This is a genomic window from Olleya sp. HaHaR_3_96, from assembly GCF_019278545.1.
In the GTDB taxonomy this organism is placed as follows: domain Bacteria; phylum Bacteroidota; class Bacteroidia; order Flavobacteriales; family Flavobacteriaceae; genus Olleya.
Genome location: NZ_CP058987.1, coordinates 3,083,940 through 3,102,250 on the forward strand (window position 1 = coordinate 3,083,940; position 18,311 = coordinate 3,102,250).

19 protein-coding genes are annotated in these 18,311 nt (G+C 32.7%); 2 read left to right on the top strand and 17 right to left on the bottom strand.

What is annotated here, in order from left to right:
- Positions 1-28: 28 nt before the first annotated feature.
- The 5 genes from H0I26_RS13495 to H0I26_RS13515 form a co-directional block, all read right to left on the bottom strand.
- On the bottom strand, positions 29-172 hold the full coding sequence (locus H0I26_RS13495) for a hypothetical protein (RefSeq protein WP_168800768.1): 144 nt from the start codon (positions 170-172) through the stop codon (positions 29-31).
- Between the two features lie 117 nt (positions 173-289).
- Positions 290-451, bottom strand: coding sequence for a DUF1328 domain-containing protein (locus tag H0I26_RS13500; protein WP_101018706.1), 162 nt, complete (start codon positions 449-451; stop codon positions 290-292).
- 49 nt (positions 452-500) lie between these two features.
- Entirely contained in the window at positions 501-1,406 is a 906-nt protein-coding gene (locus H0I26_RS13505; protein ID WP_218699559.1) for a mechanosensitive ion channel family protein, read from the bottom strand.
- A 54-nt stretch (positions 1,407-1,460) separates the two neighbouring features.
- On the bottom strand, positions 1,461-1,964 hold the full coding sequence (locus H0I26_RS13510) for a Dps family protein (RefSeq protein WP_101018708.1): 504 nt from the start codon (positions 1,962-1,964) through the stop codon (positions 1,461-1,463).
- A gap of 188 nt (positions 1,965-2,152) precedes the next feature.
- Complete coding sequence (locus H0I26_RS13515; protein ID WP_101018709.1) at positions 2,153-2,932, bottom strand: tRNA pseudouridine synthase A; 780 nt, start codon at positions 2,930-2,932, stop codon at positions 2,153-2,155.
- A 92-nt stretch (positions 2,933-3,024) separates the two neighbouring features.
- Between H0I26_RS13515 and H0I26_RS13520 the strand changes: the two genes are divergently transcribed.
- A complete protein-coding gene (locus H0I26_RS13520) occupies positions 3,025-3,441 on the top strand; it encodes a hypothetical protein (protein ID WP_218699560.1) in 417 nt (138 codons plus the stop codon).
- A 152-nt stretch (positions 3,442-3,593) separates the two neighbouring features.
- On the opposite strand, the gene H0I26_RS13525 is transcribed toward H0I26_RS13520, so the two are convergent.
- From H0I26_RS13525 to hisG, 9 genes are all read right to left on the bottom strand, one after another.
- Positions 3,594-4,997 carry a right-handed parallel beta-helix repeat-containing protein gene (locus H0I26_RS13525; protein WP_218699561.1) on the bottom strand — a complete coding sequence of 468 codons (1,404 nt, stop codon included), beginning with the start codon at positions 4,995-4,997 and terminating at the stop codon, positions 3,594-3,596.
- A 70-nt stretch (positions 4,998-5,067) separates the two neighbouring features.
- A complete protein-coding gene (hisIE, locus tag H0I26_RS13530; protein ID WP_218699562.1) occupies positions 5,068-5,667 on the bottom strand; it encodes a bifunctional phosphoribosyl-AMP cyclohydrolase/phosphoribosyl-ATP diphosphatase HisIE in 600 nt (199 codons plus the stop codon).
- A 600-nt stretch (positions 5,668-6,267) separates the two neighbouring features.
- Positions 6,268-7,023, bottom strand: coding sequence for an imidazole glycerol phosphate synthase subunit HisF (gene hisF, locus H0I26_RS13535; RefSeq protein WP_101018713.1), 756 nt, complete (start codon positions 7,021-7,023; stop codon positions 6,268-6,270).
- A 132-nt stretch (positions 7,024-7,155) separates the two neighbouring features.
- Complete coding sequence (hisA, locus tag H0I26_RS13540) at positions 7,156-7,890, bottom strand: 1-(5-phosphoribosyl)-5-[(5-phosphoribosylamino)methylideneamino]imidazole-4-carboxamide isomerase (RefSeq protein ID WP_101018714.1); 735 nt, start codon at positions 7,888-7,890, stop codon at positions 7,156-7,158.
- A gap of 112 nt (positions 7,891-8,002) precedes the next feature.
- Positions 8,003-8,584: an imidazole glycerol phosphate synthase subunit HisH gene (hisH, locus tag H0I26_RS13545; RefSeq protein WP_218699563.1), complete on the bottom strand. Its 582-nt coding sequence runs from the start codon at positions 8,582-8,584 to the stop codon at positions 8,003-8,005.
- Positions 8,585-8,631: 47 nt separating this feature from the next.
- Positions 8,632-9,771, bottom strand: a complete 1,140-nt coding sequence (hisB, locus tag H0I26_RS13550; protein ID WP_218699564.1) for a bifunctional histidinol-phosphatase/imidazoleglycerol-phosphate dehydratase HisB — start codon at positions 9,769-9,771, stop codon at positions 8,632-8,634.
- A gap of 47 nt (positions 9,772-9,818) precedes the next feature.
- Positions 9,819-10,853 (bottom strand): histidinol-phosphate transaminase, encoded by a 1,035-nt coding sequence (hisC, locus tag H0I26_RS13555; protein ID WP_218699565.1) that lies wholly within the window; start codon positions 10,851-10,853, stop codon positions 9,819-9,821.
- A 771-nt stretch (positions 10,854-11,624) separates the two neighbouring features.
- Positions 11,625-12,908 (bottom strand): histidinol dehydrogenase, encoded by a 1,284-nt coding sequence (hisD, locus tag H0I26_RS13560; RefSeq protein ID WP_218699566.1) that lies wholly within the window; start codon positions 12,906-12,908, stop codon positions 11,625-11,627.
- On the bottom strand, positions 12,908-13,765 hold the full coding sequence (hisG, locus tag H0I26_RS13565) for an ATP phosphoribosyltransferase (protein ID WP_218699567.1): 858 nt from the start codon (positions 13,763-13,765) through the stop codon (positions 12,908-12,910). Before hisG ends, hisD begins: the two co-directional genes overlap by 1 nt.
- A gap of 289 nt (positions 13,766-14,054) precedes the next feature.
- Here hisG and H0I26_RS13570 point away from each other — a divergent pair, with 289 nt between their 5' ends.
- Positions 14,055-14,573 (top strand): thioredoxin family protein, encoded by a 519-nt coding sequence (locus H0I26_RS13570; RefSeq protein ID WP_218699568.1) that lies wholly within the window; start codon positions 14,055-14,057, stop codon positions 14,571-14,573.
- Positions 14,574-14,649: 76 nt separating this feature from the next.
- On the opposite strand, the gene H0I26_RS13575 is transcribed toward H0I26_RS13570, so the two are convergent.
- Genes H0I26_RS13575 through fabG form a run of 3 tightly spaced genes read right to left on the bottom strand, consistent with a single transcriptional unit; the run spans position 14,650 to position 18,267 of the window.
- On the bottom strand, positions 14,650-15,465 hold the full coding sequence (locus H0I26_RS13575; protein WP_218699569.1) for a prohibitin family protein: 816 nt from the start codon (positions 15,463-15,465) through the stop codon (positions 14,650-14,652).
- A gap of 13 nt (positions 15,466-15,478) precedes the next feature.
- Positions 15,479-17,512: a VWA domain-containing protein gene (locus H0I26_RS13580; protein WP_218699570.1), complete on the bottom strand. Its 2,034-nt coding sequence runs from the start codon at positions 17,510-17,512 to the stop codon at positions 15,479-15,481.
- A gap of 8 nt (positions 17,513-17,520) precedes the next feature.
- On the bottom strand, positions 17,521-18,267 hold the full coding sequence (gene fabG, locus H0I26_RS13585) for a 3-oxoacyl-[acyl-carrier-protein] reductase (protein WP_218699571.1): 747 nt from the start codon (positions 18,265-18,267) through the stop codon (positions 17,521-17,523).
- Positions 18,268-18,311 lie beyond the last annotated feature (44 nt).

The following is an 18,311-nucleotide window of genomic DNA, read 5'->3' on the forward strand; positions in this document are numbered from 1 at the left end:
CTTTTTCTTTTTCAAAGCGGTTTTATTATTAATCTACTGCATCTTCAACTTCATCTGCTGCATTTTCTACTGCGTCTTCTACTTTTTCTCCGGTAGATTTCTCTTCTCTACATCCTGTTAATAACATAGATAATGAGAATAATATAATAAAGGTATGTGCTAACTTTTTCATGCGTTATGGTTTTTAAGGTTGTTTTTTAATTTTAATGGTTAAGCTTAACAACACTAATCAGCCACTTATTTTTGCTTAAAAAAATGATTATTTAACTGATTAGGTTGTTTACTTAATTTATGACTTTACTCCTTTTTTAAGTAATGTAAGTACAAATAGTACTATAAATACAAAGAATAAAATTTTAGCAATTCCTGCAGATGCTCCTGCTATTCCACCAAATCCTAAGACTCCGGCGATGATTGCGATTATGATAAATGTGATTGTCCAACGTAACATATTTTTTTGGTTTTAAAAGGTTATTAATTCAACTAAAAACACGATGCTTTTAATTGTTCGAGAACTGTGTCTCTGATCCCTGAGGCGCTTCAAATGCTAACTTATTATCAAATTGTAGCGTCCTAATTGGGAATGGGATATTTATATTTTCTTTATCGTAAGCTTTTTTAATTTCAATAATAGCTTTACTTTTTGATTTCATTTTCTCTAATGCATTCTCTGCATCAATCCAGAACCTACATAAGTAGTTGATTGAGCTTCCACCATATTCCGTGTAATAAAACTCTACATCTTCTGGTTTTTCAATTTGCTCAAATGTGTTGCAAATAGTTTGTTTAGTCAACTGTTCTACATGATCCAAATCGGATTCGTAGCCCACACCACATTCTAAAAAGACTCTCATCTTAGTGGTTAGTGTGTAATTTTTTAATGGATTATCTAAAATCATCTTATTTGGGATGATTACCATGTTATTATCAGCCTCCTTAATTGTAAAGTCCTTAAGATTAATATCTATGATTTCTCCAGAATACCCATTAGTTTCTACCCAATGTCCGATTTGAATTTTTTTTCTAAACGATAATACTATACCTGCAAACGTGTTAGATAACGTGCCTTGTAAGGCTAAACCTATTGCTAAACCAGCAACCCCTGCTCCTGCTAATAAAGAAGTTAATGTTTTACTTAAGTTAAGTATTCCTAAGGCTAAAAAAAGACCTGCCAATACTACAACTACAGACGATAGTGTTCCTATCATTCTAGTAATTGAATTTTGTTGTACTTTTCTAGCAACTAATTTGGTAACATACTTTTTAACGTACTTAGCAATAAAATAAGCCGTAAATAATACAAAAATAGCTAAAATTAAGTTTGGAATATTAGATACTATAGCATTAAGCCAAGCGCCTAATTTTTCTACTAATAAATTATAAGCTTCTGATAATTGAGATTTCATAAGATGTTTTTTTAATTAATTCTTGTTTTAATATTTTTAAGTATTAAACCTTAATTAACTACTAGTAACAACTTCTTTTAATTGATCAGATGTGTTTTTTGACCAAGCATTAAGCATCCAACTTGATTTTTCTAATTCTCTAATATAAGCACCGATTAAATCGATCGTCCCTTCATCTTCTGCGTCTTCTGCTTTAGTAAGCACTTGCTTCATTTGTGACAACATTGTTTTGTGATCATTTAGCAACTCGTCAATCATTTCTTGATCAGTAATCATACTAGATGCTTCCGATAATGACGATATTTTTAAATAGTCGCTAAATTTACTTACTGGATGATGTCTTAAGGTTAAGATGCGTTCTGCAATTTCATCGACTTTTAATTTAGCCTCATTATACATGGCTTCAAACTTTTCGTGTAAATCAAAAAAGTTTTTACCTAATATATTCCAATGGAACGTTCTTAATTTTTGGTAGTATAAATTGTAATCGGATAATAATGTGTTTAACTCTACAACTACAGGTAGTACTTTTTCATCTTGCATATTCAAATAATTCATGTTTTTCTGTTTTTTAGTGTTATTAATATCTCTGGTACAAAGATGCAACACTAATCAAGCTGACATGTTATATGATTTTTTAAGAATGTTATAGAATTTCAATAAACACCCAAAAACAGGGGGCTTTTCTTAATAAAAGTGTGTTAAAATGAATAAAAACGGTAAAAAACAAAGAAAACTAGCATAACCTACTCAAACTCGATCGCCTTTAAAATCAATCCAGATGCCGGCGCTACGTAGTATACTTCTCCTGTAAAATCTGGTTTTAGACTCGCTTCAATATCTTCAAGCGTCCGTTTTCCTTGTCCTAAATGTATTAAGGCGCCCATCATTAAACGAATCTGATTTCTCATAAACCCTTTTCCTTTTACCCGTAAGATATAACTCTTTTCTGGGAAGAAACTCGCCGTGTAAATCGTGTTTTCTACTATTTCGCATTTTAAAATAGTACGATTATAAATTCCGTTGTCTGTTGGTTTGTAGCAATATTTCTTTAAATAATGCTCCCCTTCAAACAGTTTTGCCCCTTGTTTCATTAACTCAACGTCTAAAGGATCTAAAATAGTCGTTAATATTGGTGCACAAAAAGGATGAAATTTATCTCCAAAAGCAAATACATATAAGTATTCTTTTACTTTAGAATGTTGAATAATATTAAACTTATTATCGACTTCTCTAATAGTTAACGCCCTAAGATCTTGAGGCAAGTTGGTGTTAAACACTGCCATAAAGGCATCAAAATCGTCAATAGGTTCTTCTAAAAACAACTCGAAAGCAGCACTTTCTGCACTAACCATAGCATCTGTACGACCTGAGGTTAGCGTTTTAAATTTCTTTTTTTCTAAAATAAAATTTAACGTCCTATCAATCATTAAATGTAACGTTTTCAAATTAGGTTGCTTTTGCCACCCGTGAAATCTATACCCTAAATATTGAATTGTAATAACGTAGAAAAACTTTTTTTGCATGATAAATTATGAATGCCGAAAATACAGTTTTACTAAGCGTCTCGCAAAAAATTTATACCTTGAAACGATTTTAACTTACTAATATTATAATAATGACGCATACTGCAATTCAAAAATTACCAATTTGGTTTATCGTCGTAAGTGTACTTGCCTTAATTTGGAATGTTATGGGCATTATGGCTTACATCAGTCAAGCGTATATGAGTGATGAACTTATAGCCCAATTACCTGAAGCCGATCAACAGATGTTTGCCAGTCTACCGGCTTGGTACACCGGTGCTTTTGCTATTGCTGTTTTTGCAGGCACTTTAGGAAGTTTAGCTTTAGTCATGAGAAAAAAGCGGGCCTTTATCTTACTATTAGCCTCTTTAATTGCTGCTGTGGCACAAATGAGCTATTTAACCTTTGTATTAAAAATGGCAAATATGATGACTGCTTTAGTTGTTATTTTTGGATTTGCTCTAGTTTTATTAGCTAAATCAGCCAATAACAGAGGCTGGTTGTCTTAATACTTAAAATTTAGACAAAATACAAAGCAAAAAAAATCAGTCATACATACGTTTAGTATTGTCTATGACTGATTTATATTTTCTGCTATTGTAATACTAGAGGTTACCGCATTAAACTATTGGAAAAACACTAGTATAATCTCTTTGTCTGCTTAATTTATCCAACAGCCATCCCAAGGTGTGGTGTCCTGTAATGGAATATCAAAAGGTGCTCCATTATAAGTATTACCTGTTGCACTTCCACTAACTTCTAAAAAGCGGTACGCCCAACACTCACTTGGATGGTCTACTGCATTATTTTCTAAAGTAAGGTTTGTCATCTCTTTAAATGCTAAATGACCATTATCCATAAAGTTATCTGTAATTTCTAAATCTGCACCTTTATACATATACATTCCACAATTGTTTAATGTATTGTCATAAATAAAAGTGGTCGCTGGATTGGTTTTAGGATTATCATTAGAATACATAATAATACCATTCCAATTGTTAACCGACACTGTGCGCATTGTTATACTATTGTTTCTTATGGTCCAATCTGCATTTTTCCAATACACAATAGGGCCATCAATATACTGACTATCGTCCCCTTGTAATAATATATTGTCTTCAAAAAGTATATTTTTACCATCTGTATTTACAATATCCCCTCCTCTATTATTATGGAAATAATTTGTTCTGATCGTCACATTTTCATTTAAACGACCAGCACCTTCTAAATCGATTCCAAATTGCGGAGGAATACCATTTGTATGGTGTATTTCGTTATTTTCTATCAACACTTCAGAACTCCCTACTAAAGAAATCCCTTGTCTTCTATTGTCAGAAAAATTATTTCTTCTAATTTCAATAGCTCTAAGTAATTGTTCTGCCGAGCCATTTGGACTACCCACCATCAAAATACCATCACCGTTAGCTTTACCTAACGTTACATTTTCGACGGTTACAAACTCACTTTCGCCTTCAATACAAATTAAATGCCCTTCGTCGTGTGCTGTAGCACCATCGCTTGTTCGCGGTGTATACTCGTGACCATCTCTGTCCCCAAGTAGCGTTCCTCCAGAAATAACAACATTAGACTTCCCTCTAACTGCAATAGCACAATAGTTCCACTTATCATTAGGTGCCATTTCAATAACTGCATTTTGATCTAATAAAAAGGCCGTATTACTTTCAAGCACTAAACCCGCTTGATAAATATCATTACCATATTTTCCTATTAAATAATGTCCTGCTGGTAAACAAATCTCACCATATCCTTCGGCTACAGCCCAATCAATGGCGGCTTGAATATTATCTGTTGTTTTAACCGGCTCTCTTCTATCATTTGGTATATCCCAAACTTGTAAATCGATACAATAACGATTTGTAGAAATAGAGGCGTATGGCATTATTTCAATCGGCGCCATAACTCCCGAAAACGGATTAGGATTATTTGAATCCGTAGGACTTAATGGTGTAATAACAGTAGCTTCGGTCGCGTCATCCAAGTCGTCAAAACAAGACGATAATGACAACAATAAACCTAATGCTAAAAGATGGTTTTTGTAAGACATGTGGTTTTTAATTTTTAATTGGAATTTTAGTATCAACTAAAATACGTTTAAAAACATAAAAAAGACGTTATTATTTCTCTCTACTTTTCAATACGTCTACTACATCATTAAGCTTAAACCCTTTAGCTTGTAATAACATTAAATAATGAAACAGTAAATCTGCACTTTCGCTTAAAAACAAGTCGTCTTTGTTATCCATTGCTTCAATAACAACTTCTACCGCTTCCTCACCTACTTTTTGTGCTACTTTATTAATTCCTGAAGCAAATAACGACGCGACATAAGATTTCTCTGTATTTCCGGCTGCTACTCTACTTTCAATAGTGTTTTCTAATTTTGAAATAAAACCGAAGTTCTCAGAGTTGGTATCGTTCCAACACGTATCAGAGCCTTTGTGACATGTTGGTCCTTTTGGATTAACTTGTATTAATAACGTGTCGTTATCACAATCTAGTTTTATATCTACTAGGTTTAAGACATTACCACTTTCTTCACCTTTAGTCCATAAACGGTTTTTAGTACGACTAAAAAAGGTTACCAATTTAGTGGCTTTAGTTTTATTGAATGCTTCTTCGTTCATGTACCCCAACATCAACACGTTTTTTGTTGTGGCATCTTGGATTACTGCTGGTACTAAACCGTCGTTGTTTTTATTGAAATCTATTGTCATCTTGTTGTTTATTGGAATTGCTAAGTGTTTTTATTTGCTTAGTACTGTTTTCTTAATTATGTGATACTGAAACTAGTTCAGCATGATGTTGTGTGTTGTTTTTACTTTTTTATTTAACACAAATTGGTCTCTTCTGCTTTACTTTATGTGATACTGAAACTAGTTCAGTAAGACGTTATGTGATTTTTCTCTTTTTTATTTAGCACAAATTGATCTCTTCTGCTTTACTTTATGTGATACTGAAACTAGTTCAGTATGACGTTATGTGTTTTTTCTCTTTTTTATTTAACACAAATGGATCTCTTCTGCTTTACTTTATGTGATACTGAAACTAGTTCAGCATGACGTTGCGATTATTTTTCTCTCTTCTTTTTGAGTGAAATTGCTTTTTACTATTTTGTATCGAGAATTTATTTTTTGATACTTCTCTACGTGAGTTACTCTCTCTTTATAAACCAATCTACACTGCTTTACTTTATGTGATACTGAAACTAGTTCAGTATGACGTTGTGATTATTACTTTGTCTGCCGTCTTACATTCGTCTTTTTCTCTTATTATCTTTTAACAATCTCTCGACTGCACTCGAGGAGACACATCTATTATAATCTAACTTCGATATTATTTTCTCGTAGTTCTTCTTTTAAATCTTGTATTGCTATTTCACCAAAATGAAAGACACTTGCAGCCAAAGCAGCGTCAGACTTACCAACTTTAAAAGTATCTACAAAATGTTGTACTGTTCCCGCGCCTCCTGAAGCTATTATCGGAATATTTAATGTTTCCGATAGCTTTGCTAAGGCTTCATTTGCAAAACCAGCTTTTGTACCATCATTATTCATAGACGTAAACAAAATTTCTCCTGCTCCCCTACTTTCAACTTCTTTTGCCCAATCAAACAAATTTAATTCTGTTGGAATACTTCCTCCCGCCAAATGCACCATCCATTCCCCATCGATTTGTTTAGCATCAATAGCAACCACAACACACTGACTCCCAAATTTATTAGCCAACTCGTTAACTAATTCAGGTCTTTTTACTGCTGAAGAGTTGATAGATACTTTATCAGCTCCAGATTTTAATAACACATCAACATCTGCGATTGAAGAAATACCACCTCCAACCGTAAACGGAATATTAACATGTTCAGCCACTTTTAAAACCATATCAATCATGGTTTTTCGGCCTTCTAATGTTGCTGAAATATCTAAAAACACTAATTCGTCTGCACCTTTTAATGCGTATTGCTTAGCCAATTCTACAGGATCTCCTGCATCACGTAGGTTTACAAAATTGACACCTTTAACGGTTCTTCCGTCTTTAATGTCTAAACAAGGTATGATTCGTTTTGTTAGCATATTTATGTCCTCGAAATCAAGGTTTATTGTTAATTATTATACTACTATATTTCTTATTAGAGACACTTCGACTGCGCTCAGTGTGACATTATAATCGTAATTATTAATGCCACAATAGCATTTTAATCACTATTATAAAAAGCGTTCCAATTCTTTTAAAGTAATTCTGTTTTCATAGAGTGCTTTTCCGATAATCACACCTTCACATCCTATCTCAGCAAGCTTTTCTAAATCTTCGATAGTTGTTACGCCTCCCGATGCAATCAATTTAACCGACTGACCAGAACTGTCATTACTACATTGTTCTATTATATTTTTATACAACTCTAAAGAAGGTCCTTCTAACATACCATCTTTAGAAATATCTGTACAAATCACATATTGAATCCCTTGTTTTTGGTAATCCTTAATAAATGGAATAACTTCCAAACTACTTTCTTCTAACCAACCACTTATTGCAATTTTTTCGTTATTACAATCTGCACCAAGAATAATTTTCTGTGTTCCATATTTATTAATCCAACTCTCAAAAACAGCTCTATTTTTAACTGCTATACTTCCTCCTGTAATTTGTTTTGCTCCAGAGTTAAATGCTGTTATAATATCGTTATCAGATTTTAAACCACCTCCAAAGTCGATTTTTAGATTGGTTTTAGAAGCGACTTGTTCTAAGACTTTATAGTTTACTACGTGCGCTGCTTTTGCGCCTTCTAAGTCAACCATATGCAAGTATTCAATTCCTGCATCTTCAAATTGTTTAGCGACTTCTAATGGGTTTTCACTGTAGATTTTAGTCGTACTGTAATCACCTTTAGTCAAACGTACACACTTCCCTTCTATAATGTCTATTGCTGGTATTATTCTCATTGATTAATTTGTTAAGCAACCCTAAATTTCTTTCAAGGTCTGTTTATTTTTTTGTTACTATTTCTTTTAATTTCAGACCTTTCGACTGCGCTCAAGGTGACAATACAGTGGTTTACAATTCAATAAAATTCTTTAATATTTGCTCTCCTGCCGTACTACTCTTTTCAGGGTGAAATTGCACGCCATAAAAATTATTGTGTTGTAAAGCTGAAGCAAAGTCTATACTATAAGTAGTAGTTGCGATACTTTCTTTACAGTTTTCGGCATAAAAACTATGTACGGAATACATAAACGCTTCATTTTTGACATCCTTAAACAAATCAGACTTTAGATTCGCAATAGTATTCCATCCCATTTGCGGGACTTTAACTGAGTTGTCAAAACGCTTAACCGCCACATCAAAAATACCTAAACCTTCTGTATTTCCTTCTTCAGAGGATTTACACATCAATTGCATGCCTAAGCAAATCCCCAAAACTGGTTGTGTTAACGTCGGAATTAACACATCTAAACCACTTGCTTTAAGCATTTTCATTGCTGAACTCGCCTCTCCAACACCAGGGAAAATTACTTTATCTGCTGCTTTGATTTCTTCTGGATTATTAGATAATATAGCATCATACCCTAAGCGTTTAAACGCAAATTGTATACTTTTTATATTACCTGCTCCGTAGTCTATAATTACTAGTTTCATAATTTGGCTTTTCGTTTTTCGCTATCAGCAAATGGCTAACAGCTGATTTACAACATCCCTTTTGTTGATGGTAAAAACATTTTGTTGGAATCGCGTTTTACTGCCATTTTCATAGCTTTAGCAAATGCTTTAAAGATGCCTTCTATTTTATGATGCTCATTAATACCTTCTGCTTTTATATTTAAATTACATTTTGCACCATCTGTAAACGATTTAAATAAATGAAAAAACATTTCAGTTGGCATATCACCAATTTTTTCTCGTTTAAAATCAGCGTCCCATTCTAACCAGTTTCTACCACCAAAATCAACTGCAACTTGCGCTAAACAGTCATCCATTGGTAAACAAAAACCATAACGCTCGATACCTAATTTGTTACCTAAAGCTTTATTAAAGAGCTCCCCTAAAGCAATCATCGTATCTTCTATCGTGTGATGCTCGTCCACTTCTAAATCGCCTTCAACTTTAATAGTTAAATCCATTGCGCCATGACGACCAATTTGGTCTAACATGTGGTCAAAAAAGGATAAACCAGTATCAATCTCATTTTTTCCAGAACCGTCTAAATTTAATTTGATATAAATTTTAGTCTCGTTGGTGTTTCTAGTAATTTCTTGAACACGATCTTCTAATTTTAAAAACTCATAGATCGCTTCCCAATCTGTACTAGTCAGTGCTATACAATCTAAAATAGCTTGCTTTGACGTTTCAATTTCGTCAGCTCCTAATTCTGGATCTTCAGATAAAAAGACACCTTTAGCTCCTAAATTTTTAGCCAATTCCATGTCCGTAATACGGTCTCCTAAAACAAAACTATTTGCTAAATCATACTTTTCTTTATCAAAATACTGCGTTAATAAACCCGTTCTAGGCTTACGTGTTTCTGCATTTTCATGCGGAAATGTTTTATCAATAAAAACAGCACTAAAAACAACGCCTTCCTTTTCAAAAGCAGTCATCACTTTATTTTGTGCAGGCCAAAAGGTGTCTTCAGGAAATGAATCTGTTCCTAAACCATCCTGATTAGTAACCATTACCAGTTCGTAATCCAATTCTGAAGCTATTTTAGCCATATATTGAAAGACTTTTGGGTAATACTCTAACTTCTCTAAACTATCCAATTGATAATCTACAGGTGGTTCTAGTACCAATGTTCCGTCTCTGTCTATGAATAATACTTTTTTCATGTGCTATTTTTTGTAGTGAGATTCTGAAACCAGTTCAGAATAACGCGTTATACTAATTTTAATGTTTCGATTAATGTATTGTTTTCTTCTGGTGTCCCAACAGTTATTCGAATGCAATTTTTAACTTGTGTATTTCTATTTCTAATAATGACCTTCTGCTCAATTAAATATTGATACGTTTTATTAGCATCTTCCACTTCTACTAACAAAAAATTAGCATCCGTAGGATATATCTTTTTAACTATCGCTAATTTGTTTAAAGCCTCTTTTAACTTCGTTCTTTCTTCAAGAATAGTCTCAATGTTTTGAGTCACTTCTTCCAAATTATTCAAACTTTTTAAAACAGCTTCTTGGTTTAAAGTACTAACATTATAAGGCGGTTTAACACGATTATAAAGTGTAATTATAGCCTGACTAGCATAAGCAACTCCTACTCTAACGCCTGCCAATCCCCACGCTTTACTAAAAGTTTGACTAACAATTAAATTATCATATGTATCAATATTTTTAATAAATGACGCTTGTGCGCTAAAATCAATATAAGCTTCGTCCACAATCACGATACCATTAAAATTCTCCAAAATATATTCAATATCATCTGGATTTAAACTGTTTCCCGTTGGATTATTAGGAGAACATATAAATATGATTTTGACATCTTCAAAATCTAAATACGGTTGTAATTGATTTAAATTAATCTGAAAATCATTAATTAACGGTTGTTCTATAACTTCAATATTATTGATGTTGGCAGACACATTATACATCCCGTATGTTGGCGTAAAGGTTAAGACCTTGTCTTTTCCCGGCTCACAAAAAATACGAAACGCTAGATCAATAACTTCGTCACTACCATTTCCAATAAAGATTTGGTCTGTCTCGACCTTTTTAATGGCAGATAATTTATCCTTAATCTCTTTTTGCTGCGGATCAGGATATCTGTTTAAATCTCCAAATGGATTCTCATTTGCATCTAGAAAAACATCTGCTGTCCCTTTAAATTCATCTCTTGCTGAAGAATACGGTTTTAGCGCTTTTATGTTAGCTCTAACCAGATTGTTTATGTTTATTTTTTGGTTCATTTTTTCTTATTACTAAATGTATTGGCAGTATTCTGTTGTATTATTCTTGTGTGATACTGAAACTAGTTCAGCATGACGTTGCGATGGTGTTTAAATTTTAAATCATGATCCACAATTCATAATTCTTGTTTCTTGTTTCTTGTTTCTCGTTTCTGAACTCTTGTTTCAAACATCGCGTCACACTGAATTTATTTCAGTGTCTCATTATTTATACTTGTGTGATACTGAAACCAGTTCAGCATGACGTTGCGATGGTGTTTCGAACTTTAAATAATGATTTATGATTCACGATTCATGATTCTCGTTTCTTATCTCTTATTTCTTAACTCTTGTTTCAAATATCACGTCACACTGAATTTATTTCAGTGTCTCATTATTAAAAAACTTGTGTGATACTGAAACCAGTTCAGCATGACGTTGCGATGGTGTTTCGAACTTTAAATAATGATTCATAATTCACGATTCATAATCCATGTTTCTTGTTTCTCGTTTCTCATTTCCTATCTCTTGTTTCAAACATCACGTCACACTGAATTTATTTCAGTGTCTCATTATTTAAAAACTTGTGTGATATTGAAACCAGTTCAGTATGACGTTGCGATAGTGTTTCGAACTTTAAATAATGATTCATAATTCTCGTTTCTTGTTTCTTGTTTCTTGTTTCTCGTTTCCTATCTCTTGTTTCAAACATCCCGTCACACTAAATTTATTTCAGTGTCCCATTATTTAAAAACTTGTGTGATACTGAAACTAGTTCAGTATGACGTTTCCTTATTTTAAATCCTTTAAACGAATTGTCACCGCATTTTTGTGTGCTTGTAATCCTTCGGCTTCAGCCATTAACTCAATAGTGTTTCCAATATTTAGCAACCCTTGTTTTGTAATATTCTGAAAGGTAATCGCTTTTGTAAAACTATCTAAATTCACTCCTGAATAGGCTTTACTAAATCCATTAGTTGGTAAGGTGTGATTAGTTCCAGACGCATAATCTCCAGCACTTTCTGGTGTGTAATTACCAATAAATACCGATCCTGCATTCTCGATTCCGTCCACATAAAAATCGTTATTATCTGTACAAACAATAAAGTGTTCTGGTCCGTATTGATTAATTAAATCTAAGGCTATGGCATCAGTTTCAACTAAAATAGATTTAGAATTATCTATAGCTTGTTGTGCAATGTCTTGTCTTGGAAGTGCTTTTAGCTGAAGCTGAATCTCTTCCGCGACAGCGTCAATTAACTTTTGAGAGGTAGACACCAAAATGACTTGGCTATCTGCACCATGTTCTGCTTGACTTAATAAATCCGAAGCCACATAACTAGCATTTGCAGTATCGTCTGCCACAACTAACAACTCGCTTGGTCCTGCAGGCATGTCAATAGCAACACCGTACTTCGTTGATAATTGCTTAGCAACGGTTACAAATTGATTTCCTGGTCCAAATATTTTATAAACCTGAGGAATACTTGCTGTACCAAATGTCAAACCAGCAATCGCTTGGATTCCGCCAACTTTTATGATTTTAGTCACTCCACAAAGTTGTGCTGCATATAAAATTTCGTTAGCAATTTTACCTTCTTTATTTGGTGGCGAACATAATACAATCTCTTTACAACCTGCAATTTGTGCAGGCACTGCTAACATTAAAACCGTTGAAAACAAAGGCGCTGTACCTGCAGGAATATAAATCCCGACTTTTTGAATCGCTCTTTTTTCTTGCCAACAGTTAACACCTTCTGTTGTTTGCACACTAACTTTTTCGGTTTTTTGTGCGGTATGAAACGCTTCAATATTGCTTTTTGCTTGCTGAATGGCTTCTTTTAATGGCTTTGAAACTTTAGCACTTGCTGCTTCAACTTCTTCAACTGTAACGATATTTGTTTTTAATTCTGCTCCATCAAATAATTGCGTGTACTTAGCGACCGCTTGGTCACCATTACGTTGTACATCTTCAAAAATTTGAGTTACCGTAGCTTCTATATCATTAACGGTTTGTGTTGGACGTTGCAAAATGTCTGACCACGTTGCTTTTTCTGGGTTGTTTATAGTTTTCATTATAATACCATGTTATCGATTGGACAAACTAGGATACCTTCTGCTCCATTTAGTTTTAGTTCGTCAATAATTTCCCAGAAATCGTTTTTATTAATTACAGAGTGGATTGAGCTCCAACCCTCTTGCGCCAATGGTAAAACCGTTGGACTTTTCATTCCTGGTAAAATATTTATAATATCGTCCACCTTGTTATTTGGTGCATTTAATAATACGTAACGTGATTGTCTAGCTTTTAAAACAGATTGTAATCTGAATTGTAATTTATTAAGAATAGCTTGATTATCATCAGAAATTTGAGGAGAAACCGCTAGTACAGCTTCTGACTTTAAAATAACCTCTGCTTCTTTTAAACCGTTTTTGAATAAAGTACTTCCGCTAGATACAATATCTACAATAGCGTCTGCTAATCCAATATTTGGAGCAATCTCTACAGAACCATTAATTATGTGTAAGTTGGCTGTTACTCCGTTTTTCTCTAAAAACTGATTAACAGTATTTGGGTAAGACGTTGCGATGCGTTTTCCTTCTAAATCTTTTACTGAATTGTACTTTACTCCTTTTGGCACTGCCACAGAAACTTTACAAGTAGAAAATCCAAGTTTTTCAGAAATTGTAATCCCATTTCCTTTTTCTATTAATACGTTTTCTCCAATGATAGCAACATCTACCACACCGTCTTTAAGGTATTGTGGAATATCCCCATTACGTAGATAAAAAATTTCTAGTGGAAAGTTTTTTGCTGACGCTTTTAATTGATCTTTACCATTATCTATAGAAATACCAACCTCTTTTAGAATTCGCATAGAATCCTCGTTTAATCTTCCTGATTTTTGAACTGCAATTTTTAATTTACTCATTGTCTTTTCTTTTTAATTTTTTAGATTTTTTTGAAAATTTGAGTAAATCTTTCGGAAAGTATATAAATACAAAAAACCGCTTGATTTACTCAAACGGTTTTAAAATATATCTTGGTTTTATTCAATACATTTCTAACTGGCTTGAGTGCTAGTATGGAAATGATGATGATGTAATTGAATAAAATTCATGTCTTATTTTTCTTCTTTACAAATATTGTTAAATTTTATTTTAAAAACCAAATTAATCTGCAATAAAATTCTATTTTTATTCAAAATTTAACCTAAACACATGAAATCAAAACTAATACTGCTCGTTTGCCTTCTTCTAATGACTAGTCAAATAGCTAAAAGTCAAGAATCTGCGAAAACAATCATTAAAGAAGCGCAGGTTACAGCTAAAAAGGAAGGAAAACATATTTTTGTATTATTTCACGCTTCTTGGTGTGGCTGGTGCAAAAAAATGGACAATAATATGATGTCTGATAACACAAAAGCACTTTTTGAAGGCGAATATATAATTAAATATTTAACGGTTCAAGAATCTAAAAAGAATAAAAACTTAGAAAACCCTGTTGCTCAAGAACTACTAGTTAAATATAAAGGTGAAAATTCTGGTATTCCCTTTTGGTTGATTTTTGATGCAGATGGTAACTTAATAACCGACTCCTTAGATAACAAAGGGAATAACATTGGGTGTCCCGCAACACCTGACGAGGTTAAACAGTTTACAGCTAAGCTAAAATCGAGCTCTAGTTTAACTGATACCGATCTTAAAGTTATTTACAATCAATTTGTCGATCGTCCTTAACATTAAATTAAAAGCATAAAAAAAAGCAACACTAAATTTAGTGTTGCTTTTTTTTTATAAATGTTTTTTTTCAGTTTTACTGATTACCTAAAATAATAGGCATTCCACTATCACCTGATCCAATAACAATCACTTTACTATTAGGCGACTCAGACAACTTTACCGTTGCTTCAATACCTTTATCTTGTAAAATCTTATCCGTTAATGATGCACTTAAAATACGATTGGCATCTGCTTTTCCTTGTGCTTCAATAATTACTTTTTCTGCCTCTTTTGCAGCTGTAACTAATCTAAACTCATATTCTAACGATTCTTGCTCTTGTTTTAATTTACGCTCAATAGCATCTTTAATTGTTGGTGGCAAAGTTACATCTCTAACTAAAACCTCGTTCAATTGAATATATTGATTTTCTACCAATTTTTTTGTTTCTTCAAAAATCTCTTCCTGAATAGCATCTCTCTTACTTGAATATAATTGCTCAGGAGTATAACGTCCTACAACACTCCTTGCTGCTGAACGAATTGCTGGTAGTAAAACACGATTAATATATTCCTTACTTTTTTCTTGATGCAATTTTCCTAAATTTTTGAAATCTGGTTGAAACCAAATTGACGCATCCAATTTAATATCTAATCCATTTGATGATAAAGCGCTCATTTTTTCAAAAACCTCTTGCTGTCTTACCTCATAAATGAATACCTTATTCCATGGCGCTACAATATGAAACCCCTCTCCCATAGGTGGCTCATCAATAACAACTCCATCTCCAAAAGTCTCAAAAAGCACACCCGCTTGCCCTGAGTCAATGGTAACTGCAGATTTAGCAATTAAAATAACAGCTATTACAACTCCAATAATTATCGGGAATGCAATTTTAGGTAATTTATCCATAGTTTATCTTGTTTTAAATTAATCCTTGGTATTTTCTTATAAACCACTCCAACGCTAAACTTAGCGTTATAATAAATAGTAAATAATACCAATCAATCAAAGGTACGACACTTTTATTGCTTTTTTGAATGGATTGATAACGATTATTATCTAATAAACTTTGCACTAAAGCATTATAATCACTAACAAAATAAGCATTTCCATTACTATTAATAGCGACCTGTTTTAGTTTTGTTACATCCGCATTCAAAAATTGTTGCTCGACATTATATTCAATGATTTTAAAACCACCAGAAACCGAAACATTCTCGGAAGACTCACTAACCGTAAAATTATAGTTTCCAGCCTCTAAACCACTTAAATTGACTTTATAATTATTTCCTTTTAAAATAAAAGGTCGATTTAAAGTTTGCCCTGAATCTTTATTTTTCAATGAAATTGATAAAGAAGCATTAGCATCAAACTCGTAATTCTTATTAAAAAACTGAGCACTAATCACAATATTATCACTTCCGTTGTAAAATGAATTGTAATCAATATTCAATCTATTTTTACGCTTATTAGAAGCTAAGTATTGCACCAACTTACCTATAAAGTTATCAAACTGTAAAAAACCATCATCATTTAAATAACTTTGAGCACGCCATTTCCAAATACCTTGTCCAAACAATAATGCTTCTCTCCTACCATTAGTTTCTAATGTTGCTAATAATGGTTGTTCCGTTTTTATTCCAGACAATTTTTTAAATAAAATAACTTCAAAAGGAACATTAAAATAAGCCTCGCCAAAAGTAGATTGTAATGGCGGAAAACTTTCAAAATTTAAATCATCCAAAATAAAAGAACTATAATTTGTGTTTAAAGAAGGCTGGTAATCTTCCGTTTCAAAAGAAAGTAAAAACCTATAATTTTTAGAAGTACTATTTACAAAATTCCAATCTGTATTAGGCCCTGAAATAATCCATTTATTTGTATTTTGTTGTTCCAATGCTTCAAAAACAGACTTAAAGCTATTGTTTGGCTGATATAAAATAACTAGTTGAAAATCATTTATTTGATCTAAAAATTTATTTGGTTTCAAAAATACAACCTCACGTTGTTCGTTACTTTCAATACTCTTTTTTAAAGCTCCTAAATCAGGATGTAAAACTGTACTAACAATAGCTATTTTTGATTTTTGATCGATGATTTCTACTGCAAAATTCTTATAATTATTGGTTTTATTTTTCTCTATAGACAACGGAATAATCTGTGCTTTGTAACTTTGTACTCCAACACTATTTGCGGATAACGTGAAATTTAAAACTTCACTATTATTACTTTTATCCAATTTTACAACTTTAGAATAGACTGTAGTATTACTTTTTGTAACGACAAATTTACTGGTTACTTCTTCCTCTCCGTTATACACTACAATAGCTTCAACTGGAAATTTATTTTTTAAATAAGCATATTTATTTACATTTAACTTAGTGATCTGTAAATCTGAATATACCACAGTATCCCCTAAAATTACAGGATAAATAGCTTGGTTATATTTTTTTGCAGAGAATTGGTAATCATTCCCAATCGTTTGATTCCCATCGGTCACCAATATGGTTGGGGAAATCGTGTTTTTATAAACTTGTCCTAATTGCTTAAAAACCTTATCTAAATGGGTCTGTGTCTCAGTAAACGATAAACTATCACTGGTATTTAAGGTGTTTCCAAAAGCAAACACTTCAATATTAAACTTGTCTTTTAATTGGGAATTATTAGTAATGGAATTTAAAAACACTTTCGCATTTTCCTCTTGTTTTAAATGCTTTATGGACGCAGAGTTATCCACAGCTACCACCAAATTTGGTTTTTCAGTATAATATTTTACTTGCTCAAATTTTGGATTTATAAGCAGTAATAAGACTGAAAATAAGGTAATAAAACGTAAAAAAGCAAAAAGCGCATTAGATTTTGATGCGCCTTTTGTTTTGTATTTATACTGAAACAACGCTAGTAAAAGCGCTACTATTCCTGCTAAAATGATATATAAGAGTGTTTGTGTTGACATTAATTAGATTATGTTAACATTCCTCCATCCACATTTAAGGTCTGACCTGTTACATATGCTGACATGTCTGATGCTAAGAACACACAAACATTTGCGATATCTTCAGGTGTACCACCACGTTTTAATGGGATTGCGTTACGCCATCCTTTTACTGTGTCTTCATCTAGTTTTGCTGTCATTTCTGTTTCAATAAAACCAGGAGCAATCACGTTACTTCTAATATTTCTTGAGCCTAACTCCAACGCTACAGACTTTGAAAACCCAATAATACCTGCTTTTGAGGCTGCATAGTTAGTTTGTCCTGCATTACCTTTAACCCCAACAACAGAACTCATATTAATGATAGACCCTTTACGTTGCTTCAACATTGTGCGTTGTACAGCTTTAGTCATATTGAAAACAGATTTTAGGTTGACTTCGATAACTTTATCAAAATCGTCCTCAACCATTCTCATTAATAAATTATCTTTAGTAATTCCTGCATTATTAATTAATACGTCAATACTACCGAATTCAGCCAGTACATCTTCACCTAATTTTTGAGCTTCCTCAAAACTAGCTGCGTTACTTTTATATCCTTTTGCTTTAACACCTAAAGCTATTAATTCTTTTTCCAACTCGTTAGCAGCTTCTACAGACGAACTGTATGTAAATGCAACATTTGCACCATGCTGAGCAAATACTTGAGCAATACCTTTACCTATACCTCTTGAAGCACCTGTTATGATTGCTGTTTTTCCTTCTAAAAGTTTCATTAAAATTATATTTAATTTGTTTTCGTTACAACGAAAATCTGTTG

Bases quoted from the DNA above. Each gene is read 5' to 3' on its own strand.
- H0I26_RS13495 (WP_168800768.1), bottom strand. From the start codon at position 172: ATGAAAAAGTTAGCACATACCTTTATTATATTATTCTCATTATCTATG.
- H0I26_RS13500 (WP_101018706.1), bottom strand. From the start codon at position 451: ATGTTACGTTGGACAATCACATTTATCATAATCGCAATCATCGCCGGA.
- H0I26_RS13505 (WP_218699559.1), bottom strand. From the start codon at position 1,406: ATGAAATCTCAATTATCAGAAGCTTATAATTTATTAGTAGAAAAATTA.
- H0I26_RS13510 (WP_101018708.1), bottom strand. From the start codon at position 1,964: ATGAATTATTTGAATATGCAAGATGAAAAAGTACTACCTGTAGTTGTA.
- H0I26_RS13515 (WP_101018709.1), bottom strand. From the start codon at position 2,932: ATGCAAAAAAAGTTTTTCTACGTTATTACAATTCAATATTTAGGGTAT.
- H0I26_RS13520 (WP_218699560.1), top strand. From the start codon at position 3,025: ATGACGCATACTGCAATTCAAAAATTACCAATTTGGTTTATCGTCGTA.
- H0I26_RS13525 (WP_218699561.1), bottom strand. From the start codon at position 4,997: ATGTCTTACAAAAACCATCTTTTAGCATTAGGTTTATTGTTGTCATTA.
- hisIE (WP_218699562.1), bottom strand. From the start codon at position 5,667: ATGACAATAGATTTCAATAAAAACAACGACGGTTTAGTACCAGCAGTA.
- hisF (WP_101018713.1), bottom strand. From the start codon at position 7,023: ATGCTAACAAAACGAATCATACCTTGTTTAGACATTAAAGACGGAAGA.
- hisA (WP_101018714.1), bottom strand. From the start codon at position 7,890: ATGAGAATAATACCAGCAATAGACATTATAGAAGGGAAGTGTGTACGT.
- hisH (WP_218699563.1), bottom strand. From the start codon at position 8,584: ATGAAACTAGTAATTATAGACTACGGAGCAGGTAATATAAAAAGTATA.
- hisB (WP_218699564.1), bottom strand. From the start codon at position 9,771: ATGAAAAAAGTATTATTCATAGACAGAGACGGAACATTGGTACTAGAA.
- hisC (WP_218699565.1), bottom strand. From the start codon at position 10,853: ATGAACCAAAAAATAAACATAAACAATCTGGTTAGAGCTAACATAAAA.
- hisD (WP_218699566.1), bottom strand. From the start codon at position 12,908: ATGAAAACTATAAACAACCCAGAAAAAGCAACGTGGTCAGACATTTTG.
- hisG (WP_218699567.1), bottom strand. From the start codon at position 13,765: ATGAGTAAATTAAAAATTGCAGTTCAAAAATCAGGAAGATTAAACGAG.
- H0I26_RS13570 (WP_218699568.1), top strand. From the start codon at position 14,055: ATGAAATCAAAACTAATACTGCTCGTTTGCCTTCTTCTAATGACTAGT.
- H0I26_RS13575 (WP_218699569.1), bottom strand. From the start codon at position 15,465: ATGGATAAATTACCTAAAATTGCATTCCCGATAATTATTGGAGTTGTA.
- H0I26_RS13580 (WP_218699570.1), bottom strand. From the start codon at position 17,512: ATGTCAACACAAACACTCTTATATATCATTTTAGCAGGAATAGTAGCG.
- fabG (WP_218699571.1), bottom strand. From the start codon at position 18,267: ATGAAACTTTTAGAAGGAAAAACAGCAATCATAACAGGTGCTTCAAGA.